Raw genomic sequence first — 8,811 nt, forward strand, 5'->3', positions numbered from 1 at the left:
CGCGGACAGCCCCCGCCCCCCCCGCGCGCCCGCCCGCGCGGGGGGGGGGCCGCGCCCCGCGGCGCCGGGCGGTCCCGTTACTGGGCGAAATCCTCCCTCAAGTGGCTTTTCATGGCAGGCTGTTGACGGCCGTTCGAGGCGGAGCAGTGGACTGCGAGGGGGGATCGTCCGGTGTTGTTTCCGACGAGCGGGACGGCGGAGGCAGTGTCATGAGCGGCGAGACGACCTGGATCGCCGCCTACTGGCTGCTGGGATTCGGCGCGGTCAACGCCACGCTGTACTTGGTGTGGTGGCTGCGCACACGGGAGGAGCGGAAGTTCCTGCGGGGCATACGGACGACGGACGTCGACCCGATACAGGCGGCATGGTGGCTCGGCGCCGCGTGGGAGGGCGCGTCACCACAGCAGGAGCGCTACGCGGCGGAGATGGCCGTGAGCCTGCTGATCCTGGCCGGGGACGCCGAGATCGACGACGACGGTCGGATCACCGCGCCGCTCGAAAGGCTCGGCAGCCAGAAGGACCCGGTCCTCGCCGCGCTCGTGATGCTCCTGCGCCGCCACAAGGGGGCCACGGTGCACGAACTGCGCAACGACCCTCCGTTCCAGGGGTTCCGGACGGCTCTCGAGGCCCGTCGTGCGCCCCTGGGCGAACGGTTCGGCTTCTACCGCGTCCCCGCGCTGACCGCCGCGTTCGTCACCGCGTTCGGCATGTCCATGCATGCCATGCTCATGCGCTGTGCCGTCCCCGGGCTGCCCGACCGGGATCCGGGCTACTGGACCACGGCCTGGATAGTGGTGTGGGCCGCGCTGGCCGCGCCGGCGGCAATCTGGCCCCAGGAGTTGTCCCGTCCCTGGCCGCGATTCACCCGTCGCTGCCGGGCCGCCGTCAACGGGGCACTGGCCGACCGGAGTTCGCACACGGGCTACCGGGTGTACGTCAGCACGTCGGCACCTTTCGATCGACGCCCCCCGGGAGACAAGACCGCCGCGCGGCCCCGGGTCACGGCCGACGTCACCGCCCGCAAGCCGTTCCCGGACGACGGCTTCGCCGAGGACCTGGACCTCGACCTGGCCACACAGCCGGACGCCCACCACGACGGCTCCGGAGGCGGGGACATGGGCGGGGGCGACTGATCCGGCACGGGCGACGAGACCCGTGAGACCCGGTTCCGGCCCGCGTTCGAGAAGGCTCGGTGATCTCGCCGCCCGTCTGTCAGTGGTGACCGCCATCATGGAGACATGGCCAACCCGAACCTCACCGAGGGACACCGAGGGAGCCCTTCCTTGCAGCGGGCCACCCGGCTGTGCCGACTGGTGGGCCTGGGACGGACGATTCGGGCCGGTGGGTGAGCAGTTGGGCGAGGAGCGGCAGGGCGTGTGCCGCGTCGGCGGCGGAGCCGTCCGCACGGGCTCCCGGCCGCCGGGGTGCTCACCGGCGTTCGATTTCGGCCGGTGATCCGTTACGCTGCGGCCCGTAGATCACGAAGGAAGACATGTTCAAGCGACTTGCAATGGCCGCGGTAACGGCGGTTCTGATAACCGGGCTTGCTGCGTGCGGCGGCGGGGATGACTCCCACGGCGAAGGTTCGGACTACTCGGCCGACGTGGGACAGGACACCGGGGGCGCTGCCGGGCAACCTCAGCCGGACACCGCCACCACGGCCGATACGAGCGTGTTCGGCCTCCGGGACGAGGTCCGTCACCGCGCGGCCAGGACCACCCGGGCCACACGACCACACATGACGAAGAAGTGCACGACGACCACGCGGCGGGTCAGACACACGACAAGCACCGGCTCGGGCACCAAGCGGCGTACCCGCACCTGGTACTCCACCGAGCACCCGAAGACCTGCAAAAAGGTCCGCAGCGGAACCGAGACGTACACGCGTGTCGTCCGGCCGGAACGGTGGTGCGTCAGCCTGGACGACGTCGGCGGCGACAAGAGCCGGGACGACGTCTGGTACCGGGTCACGAGGACGGCCTATGACGCGGCCGTCGCCACGGACCAGCACAAGCGCGTGGACTTCACCCCCAAGGACAGCGGCTGCTGACCGGTCGGTGAGCGCTGTCCGCAGGCGGCCGCGGCTCCTCACCGCGTCCCGGTCGAACGGGGCGCGGGAGGGACGCTCGGCCTGGCGCCTCTACGCGGCAAGCAGCCCGGCAAGTATCAGAGCCGCCACCGCGGCCACGACCCGCGGCTTCCTCCAGCCCGGCCCCGAAGCCTGGCGGGTCAGTTCCCAGATGCTCACCAGAGCGCCCCCGAAGCCCAGCGCATCGCGCAGCAGGAAAACGGTGATGTGCACGGGCCCTCCGGGGAACGTCGAACGGAGGGGAAGGATAACCGTGGCCATCCGAACGGGCACCGAGACCCCCGGTTCACCCGGTGAAGGCGGGACGGGGCCGGCCGGATTCGAACCGGCGTCCTCCCACATGCGGTGAAGGCGCGACTACCGCTGCGCTACAAGCCCCGTCCCGCAGGCGATCATACGGACCACCCGCACTCCGCGGCTCGGCATTTCCGCATCGCGGGCCGAGACCGGCTCCGGCCGGCACCGGGCAGTGGCCCCGGATCACCACATGACCCCGGACGGCACAGGTAACCCCGCCGCGAGAACGGTTCATCCGTCCGGCTGGGTCCCGTCCCGCAACGGGAAGGCCATCACACTCACGCCCAGCGGGACGGTGCCCGGCGTGTGCGGTGGCCGGGCCGCTTCGTGGAGTGCGGTGGCGAGTTCCGCGAGCCGTTGCCGGACGTTCTCCCAGATCTCGGGATCCACCCACAGTTCGGCGTCCACGGTCACGCCCTCACTGCCCTCGGCACGCCGCCTGGCACGTTCCCGGAGCGTGTGCGCCATGGTTTCGGCCAGCATCGGGGTGCCCTCGTGCTGGTCGGACAGCGGTGTGCCCTGGACGGTGCGGTAGCGGCGCTCCCTGCCGCCGCGGCGGGTGCGTTCCTCGGCCAGCACGACCAGCCCCACCGCGTCCAGGCGCCGCAGATGCTGGCTGGCCAGCGCGTGGGAGACGTCCAGCTCGCGGGCGAGCTCGGCGGCCGACATCGGCCCCGGCCACATGAGGCTGAGCATCCGCAGCCGCAACGGATGGGCGAGCGCGCGCAGCACGGGATCGGTTTCGGTCACGCGAGCCAGTAAAGCGCACACCGGCACCCTGAGCCGACTACCCCCAATCAAATGATTGGGGGTAGGTTGTGCCCGCTCCCGCAAGCGCGCCGCACTGTGCCGGCCCTGCGTCGGTCACACGGAAGGGCGAGGGGATGAGCTGGAACACGCTGAAGGTCTTCCGGGACCGCAACGCGGGTCTCTATCTGGGCGGAGTGATCGTCTCCGGCTTCGGGAGCTCGGCCATGTCACTGGCCGCCGGAATCTGGGTCAAGACGCTCACCGGCTCCAGCAGCCTCGCCGCCCTGGTCAGCTTCTGCGTCTGGGCGCCGACCTTCGCGGGACCCGTGATCGGCACCCTGGCGGACCGGGTACGGCGCCGGCCGCTGCTGGTCGCCACCAATCTGGTCCTGGCGGGCGTCATGACCGCGCCGCTCCTCGTGCGCTCCGAGGTTCACGTCTGGCTGCTGTTCGCCGCGCTGACCCTGGTCGGAGTGGGCATGGTGCTCACGGACGCGGCCGAGACCGCCCTCGTGGCAGCGGCTGTGCCGACCGAGCTGCGCGGTGACTTCAACGGTCTGGTACTCACCGCCATCGAGAGCATGAAGCTGCTCGCCCCGCTGGCCGGCGCGAGCCTGTTCACCGCGTTCGGCGGTCCGACCGTGGCACTGCTCGACGCGGTCACCTTCGTCCTGGCCGCGGTCGCGTTCAGGCTGATCCGGGTACGGGAAGCCGTGCCCGAGGCCCGCGTCGGACGGGCGTGGACCGCCGGGACCGCCGAAGGCGCCCACTACCTGCGGCGGCATCCGGTACTGCGTCCGCTGGTCGTCACCAGCGGGACGACGATGATGCTGGCCGGCGTCAGCAGCACGGCCACGTACGCGATGCTCGACGCCGGACTCCACCGGTCCCCGGCCTTCGCGGGGGTGCTCACCTCGGTCCAGGGGCTGGGATCGGTGGTCAGCGGGCTGGCGGCCGGTGCGCTGATGCGCCGGATGCCCGTGCGCACCTTCTCGACGGCCGGACTCGTCCTCTTCGCGCTCGGCGCACTGGCGCGGGTGACTCCCTGGACGCCGGTCGTGATCGGCGGCAGCCTGATGATCGGTCTGGGCTTGCCCTGCCCGCTCATCGCGGCGCTGACAGCCGTCCAGAAGCACACCCCGTCCGAGCTGCTCGGCAGGGTGGCGGCGACGGCCAACACCTTGATGTACGCGCCCACCGGACTCGCGCTGCTCCTGGGCACGGGCATGGTGGCCGGCCTCGACTACCGGGTGCAGCTCCTCGCCGCGGGCATGTCCGGCCTGGCCGCGGCATCCATGCTCGCCCTGACGGGCCGCAACACGCGCACGACGGCGCCGGTCGACACCAGGCCCGCACCTGAGACCCAGAAAGGCTGACGCCGTTACTTGGAAGTAACAGTTCCGCAACCTTGACTGTATTGGTCCAGTCCAATAACGTCACCCCCGCACAGAACCCCACATGAAACAACTTCCCCCCACCGTCATCTCTTTGACGGACCGTCACCCCCTCCGGGAGGGCCCCCCGTGGTTTCCCGACGTTCCTTCCTGGCCGGAGCCGCCGCCGTCACCGGTACGGCCGCGCTCAGCCCGTTCTCGCCGGTCTCGCCGTTGACGTCCACCGCCTCGGCGGCAGGAGTCTCACTCCCCGTGAAACTGGCGAACACCTCCGGCCACGACACCGTCTACGCGTACATATCCGGCACCGACAGCAGCGGCTGGCCGGTCTTCGTCTCGGCGAACGGCGCCCTGAACCGGCTGCCCAACCCGTCGTCCCCGGTGACCCCCATCGCCGACTACTCCATCGCGCTGGGCGCCTCCGGCTCGGCCGCCACCACCGTCAACCTGGCCAATTACGTCATCAGCGGCCGCATCTATTTCTCGGTCGGCAAGAAGCTCCAGTTCTTCGTCAACCCGGGCACCGTGCCCGGCGTGGTGCAGCCCGCCCTGACCAGTGCCGACCCCAACTGGTCGACCAACTGGACGTTCTGCGAGTTCACCTTCAACAGCGCCAACCTGTACGCGAACATCTCCTACGTGGACATGGTCGCGCTGCCGATCTCCATGGCCAGCACCGGCAGCGGAGGCAACCAGTCGGTCAGTCCGCTGCCCTCCGGCGCCCTCGCCTCCATCGCCTCCGGCCTGCAGACACAGCACGCCTCCGACGGAGCGCCCTGGGACAGGCTGGTGGTCACCGACTCCTCCGGCGGGGTGCTCCGCGTCATGGCCCCCGCGCACTCGCCGGTGGACTTCGGCGGCTACTGGAACGACTACCTGAACCGGGTCTGGAGCCACTACACCTCCACCCCATTGACCATCAACGGCCAGGGCGGTATCGGTTCCTACACCGGCACCGTCTCCGGCAACGCCATCGTCTTCTCGGGTCTCAACACGAACGGCGTGCCGTTCACCAAGCCGAGCGCCGTAGACATCTTCGGCTGCGCGTCCGGTCCCCTCTACAACTCCGGGGGAGACGCCCGCGGGGCGATCGCCGCCCGGCTCGCCGCCGCGATCAACCGCAGTACGCTGCTGGTCCCGGGCGGGAACAACAACCCCGACGGCGTGACACCCTCGCAGTACTACACGGACTCGGTCACCAACCACTACGCCCGGCTGGTCCACAAGTACGCCAGTATCGGCTACGCCTTCCCGTACGACGACGTCGGCCCGACCGGCTCGGCCCCCGTCGACGGGCACATCCAGGACGGGGCGCCCACCTCGTGGAGCATCACCCTGGGTGCCGGAGGCACCGGTGGAGGATCGGGGGGTGGCTCGGGCACGGTCAGCGCCTACGGCACCATCCAGGCCGAGTCCTGCTCGGCGCAGAGCGGGACCACCACCGAGAGCTGCTCCGACACCGGCGGCGGCAGCGACGTCGGCTACATCGCGAACGGCGACTGGCTGAAGTTCTCCTCCGTCGACTTCGGTTCGGCCTCCCCGGCCCAGTTCAAGGCCCGGCTGGCGTCAGGCGCGGCCGCCGGTGTCAGCGGTGCCGTCCAGGTACGGCTCGACAGCACCACCGGCACGAAGATCGCCGAGATCAGCTTCGCCAACAGCGGCGGCTGGCAGACCTGGCAGACCGTTCCCGCGAACATGCTCGCCTCCGCCACCGGAGTCCACGACGTCTACCTGGTCTTCGCGGGCAGCAGTTCGGACTTCACCAACATCAACTGGTTCACGTTCACGAGCTGACCCCCGGCTCCGCGACAGCGGGCCGAGGAACAGCGGGTCTCAGGGGTGCGGCCGCAACACAAGGGCGGCCGCACCGCCGCCCGGCGTCAGTGGGCGATGCCGTCGATCAGCTCGCGGGCGCCCTGCCGCAGCAGAGCCAGCGCGACGGAGGCGCCGAGGTCCGACGGGCTGAGCCGCCCGGCCCATTCGTGGGCGTTCAGGACGGTCTTCCCGTCGGGGCTGAACACGCAGGCCCGCAGCGACAGATCACCCCGGGACGCCTTCGCGTATCCGGCGATCGGGCTGTTGCAGTGGCCCTGGAGGACGTGCAGGAACATCCGCTCAGCCGTGGCCTCCCGATACGTGTCGGCATCGTTCAGACCGCTGACGACGTCGATCGTCGCCGTATCCGCCTCACGGCACTGAAGAGCCAGCACACCGGCCCCGATCGGCGGACACATCGTCTCGGCCGACAGGACCTCGGTGATCACGTCCGGCCGGCCGATGCGCTCCAGTCCGGAGACGGCCAGCAGCAGCGCGTCGGCCTCGCCCGCGGCGAGCTTCTCCAGACGGCGGTTGGCGTTGCCGCGAAACGGCACACATTGCAGATGCGGGTGGGAGGCGGCGAGTTGAGCGACCCTGCGCACCGAGGACGTGCCGATCCGGGTGCCCGCGGGGAGTTCGTCGAGCGGCAGGCCGCCAGGATGGACGAGGGCGTCACGGATGTCGTCACGCTTCAGGAACGCCGCGAAAGTCGTGCCGACGGGCAACGGCCTGTCCGCGGGCACGTCCTTCACACAGTGCACCGCGACGTCCGCCTCTCCGGCGAGGAGCGCGGCGTCGACCTCCTTGGTGAACGCCCCCTTGCCCTCGACCAGGGAGAGATCTCCCATCCACTTGTCGCCGGTCGTCTTGACCGGGACCACCTCGGTCCGGACACCGGGATGGAGTACGCCGAGTTCGGTGCGGACGCGCTCCACCTGGGCCAGGGCCATGGGCGAGTCGCGGGAGACGATACGGATCAGCTCAGGGGCGGACATGTCGTACACGATAGTGCGTCGGAGCGGTCCTCCCGCTCCGAACCCGAAGGCCCAACTCAGCGGCTCGGGACGGGTGTTCGAGGTTCGGACGGAGTGCCGAGAACGGGTCCGCACACAGCGGCGGCCGCCCTCAACGCGTCACGGCGCCGCGACGTCTGGCCGCGGAGCGCGCCACCGGGAGCCCCGCGGCCGCCAGGAGGAGCAGCACCCCGCAGACGACGGCCGCCGTCCAGGAGGTGTCCGGGCTCGTCGCGGCATGCGCCCCGCCATCGGCGGCCGGTGCCCCCGTCAGGCTCAACACGGGTGCGGGGTGCTCCGGTTCGGGCTGCCCCGCCACTGTCTCCTGGTCCCAGGTGACGACTTCACCGTCGTCGTACTCCTGCCGCGCCACGAAGGCCAGTTCAGACATTCCGGTGGGCAGGCGGTCGATGTGCACGACGAAGTCGACTCCGTCCTCTCCCTCGATCTCCCCGCCGGACCAGCCGGCTGTCCTGCCCGCCTCGCCCGCCGCGGCCGGCTCGGTGGTCCACCCCGTCACCTGCTCGGCGCGCACTCCTCGTACACCTTCCGGTGCCTCGATCCGTACGGCGACGGTCCGCGCGGACGGCTTCTCGTTCGGCACGTGGAACGTCATGCGGACGTCGGTCGCACCCGGGGCCACCGCTCCGTCGGCGTGCACGTGCACGTGGGCCCAGGCGGGGGCCGCCGTCACCAGGAGCAGCGCCGCGGTGATCAGGGCCGCGGCCGTCCGGGCCGGGGGAAGGAGGTGCATGGTCGGTTCCTCTCGGGGCAGAACGGTTTCGGTGCCGCGGCCGACGGGTCGGGTCGCCGGATGGCGATCCGTGTCACGCGGGCGGAGCGGCCGTGACGAGGGCCGCGGTGACGCCCAGCACGAGGGCCGCGACGAGCAGTTCGGCCAGCAGGCCGCGCCTGAGGGCTCGTACGAGAGCGGCATCCGGCGGCGCGGGCGGCGCCGGCGCCGTGAGGGTGGGCGTCATGCCCGCCGCACCGCCCGTCGGCAGGGACCCGGGTGCCGGGCGGGTGGCGTGGCGGTGGACCCAGCGGCGGGCCAGGCCGCCGAGCGCGACGATCCCGGCGACTCCGGCCGACTTCAGCAGGAGCAGCCGCCCGAACGGGGTGTCGAGGAGATGTCCGGCGGAGCCCACCTCTCGCCAGGCCTGGCAGGTCCCCGTGACCACGAGGGCGACGACGGCGGTGAACGCCAGGCGCGAGAACCGGGGCAGCACGGCGGCCAGTTCGCCGACGTGAGCGGGGCGCGACAGGACAGCCGCGACCAGCGCGAGCCCGCCCAGCCAGAGCGTCATGGCGGCCAGATGGGTGAGATCGGTGGCCACCGCGAGCGGCGCGTACCGGCCGTGGGCGGGGGGGCCCCGGGGGGGGCGAAGGCTCCCCCCCCCCACCAGACCCCCCCAGCTCGCCCGGTCCGTGCGGGGGGGGGGCGCGGGCC

Annotated in this window: 9 protein-coding genes and 1 tRNA gene; 4 read left to right on the top strand and 6 right to left on the bottom strand. The window is 71.3% G+C overall.

Annotation, left to right across the window (positions count from 1 at the left end):
* The first annotated feature begins 209 nt into the window (after positions 1-209).
* Together ACFXGX_RS42350 and ACFXGX_RS42355 are read left to right on the top strand one after the other, a co-directional pair.
* Positions 210-1,133, top strand: a complete 924-nt coding sequence (locus tag ACFXGX_RS42350; protein WP_384803549.1) for a hypothetical protein — start codon at positions 210-212, stop codon at positions 1,131-1,133.
* A gap of 605 nt (positions 1,134-1,738) precedes the next feature.
* A complete protein-coding gene (locus ACFXGX_RS42355) occupies positions 1,739-2,050 on the top strand; it encodes a hypothetical protein (RefSeq protein WP_384803552.1) in 312 nt (103 codons plus the stop codon).
* Positions 2,051-2,140: 90 nt separating this feature from the next.
* Here ACFXGX_RS42355 and ACFXGX_RS42360 read toward each other — a convergent pair whose 3' ends face one another.
* The 3 genes from ACFXGX_RS42360 to ACFXGX_RS42370 form a co-directional block, all read right to left on the bottom strand.
* A complete protein-coding gene (locus ACFXGX_RS42360) occupies positions 2,141-2,302 on the bottom strand; it encodes a hypothetical protein (protein ID WP_384803555.1) in 162 nt (53 codons plus the stop codon).
* Between the two features lie 92 nt (positions 2,303-2,394).
* Positions 2,395-2,468: transfer RNA gene (locus ACFXGX_RS42365), tRNA-Ala, on the bottom strand.
* A 149-nt stretch (positions 2,469-2,617) separates the two neighbouring features.
* Positions 2,618-3,136: an ArsR/SmtB family transcription factor gene (locus ACFXGX_RS42370; protein WP_384803558.1), complete on the bottom strand. Its 519-nt coding sequence runs from the start codon at positions 3,134-3,136 to the stop codon at positions 2,618-2,620.
* A 134-nt stretch (positions 3,137-3,270) separates the two neighbouring features.
* On the opposite strand from ACFXGX_RS42370, the gene ACFXGX_RS42375 reads away from it, so the two are divergent.
* Together ACFXGX_RS42375 and ACFXGX_RS42380 are read left to right on the top strand one after the other, a co-directional pair.
* On the top strand, positions 3,271-4,512 hold the full coding sequence (locus ACFXGX_RS42375) for an MFS transporter (RefSeq protein WP_384803561.1): 1,242 nt from the start codon (positions 3,271-3,273) through the stop codon (positions 4,510-4,512).
* A 147-nt stretch (positions 4,513-4,659) separates the two neighbouring features.
* A complete protein-coding gene (locus ACFXGX_RS42380; protein WP_384803564.1) occupies positions 4,660-6,324 on the top strand; it encodes a beta-1,3-glucanase family protein in 1,665 nt (554 codons plus the stop codon).
* A gap of 86 nt (positions 6,325-6,410) precedes the next feature.
* On the opposite strand, the gene hemC is transcribed toward ACFXGX_RS42380, so the two are convergent.
* From hemC to ACFXGX_RS42395, 3 genes are all read right to left on the bottom strand, one after another.
* Positions 6,411-7,343: a hydroxymethylbilane synthase gene (gene hemC / locus ACFXGX_RS42385; RefSeq protein ID WP_384803567.1), complete on the bottom strand. Its 933-nt coding sequence runs from the start codon at positions 7,341-7,343 to the stop codon at positions 6,411-6,413.
* Between the two features lie 130 nt (positions 7,344-7,473).
* Positions 7,474-8,115 (bottom strand): DUF1775 domain-containing protein, encoded by a 642-nt coding sequence (locus ACFXGX_RS42390; protein ID WP_384803570.1) that lies wholly within the window; start codon positions 8,113-8,115, stop codon positions 7,474-7,476.
* A 73-nt stretch (positions 8,116-8,188) separates the two neighbouring features.
* Positions 8,189-8,811, bottom strand: a 623-nt coding sequence (locus ACFXGX_RS42395) for a copper resistance D family protein (RefSeq protein WP_384803573.1), incomplete at its 5' end; no start/stop codon positions are given.

Source organism: Streptomyces sp. NPDC059371 (assembly GCF_042751995.1).
GTDB lineage: Bacteria > Actinomycetota > Actinomycetes > Streptomycetales > Streptomycetaceae > Streptomyces.

Bases quoted from the DNA above. Each gene is read 5' to 3' on its own strand.
- ACFXGX_RS42350 (WP_384803549.1), top strand. From the start codon at position 210: ATGAGCGGCGAGACGACCTGGATCGCCGCCTACTGGCTGCTGGGATTC.
- hemC (WP_384803567.1), bottom strand. From the start codon at position 7,343: ATGTCCGCCCCTGAGCTGATCCGTATCGTCTCCCGCGACTCGCCCATG.
- ACFXGX_RS42390 (WP_384803570.1), bottom strand. From the start codon at position 8,115: ATGCACCTCCTTCCCCCGGCCCGGACGGCCGCGGCCCTGATCACCGCG.
- ACFXGX_RS42375 (WP_384803561.1), top strand. From the start codon at position 3,271: ATGAGCTGGAACACGCTGAAGGTCTTCCGGGACCGCAACGCGGGTCTC.
- ACFXGX_RS42355 (WP_384803552.1), top strand. From the start codon at position 1,739: ATGACGAAGAAGTGCACGACGACCACGCGGCGGGTCAGACACACGACA.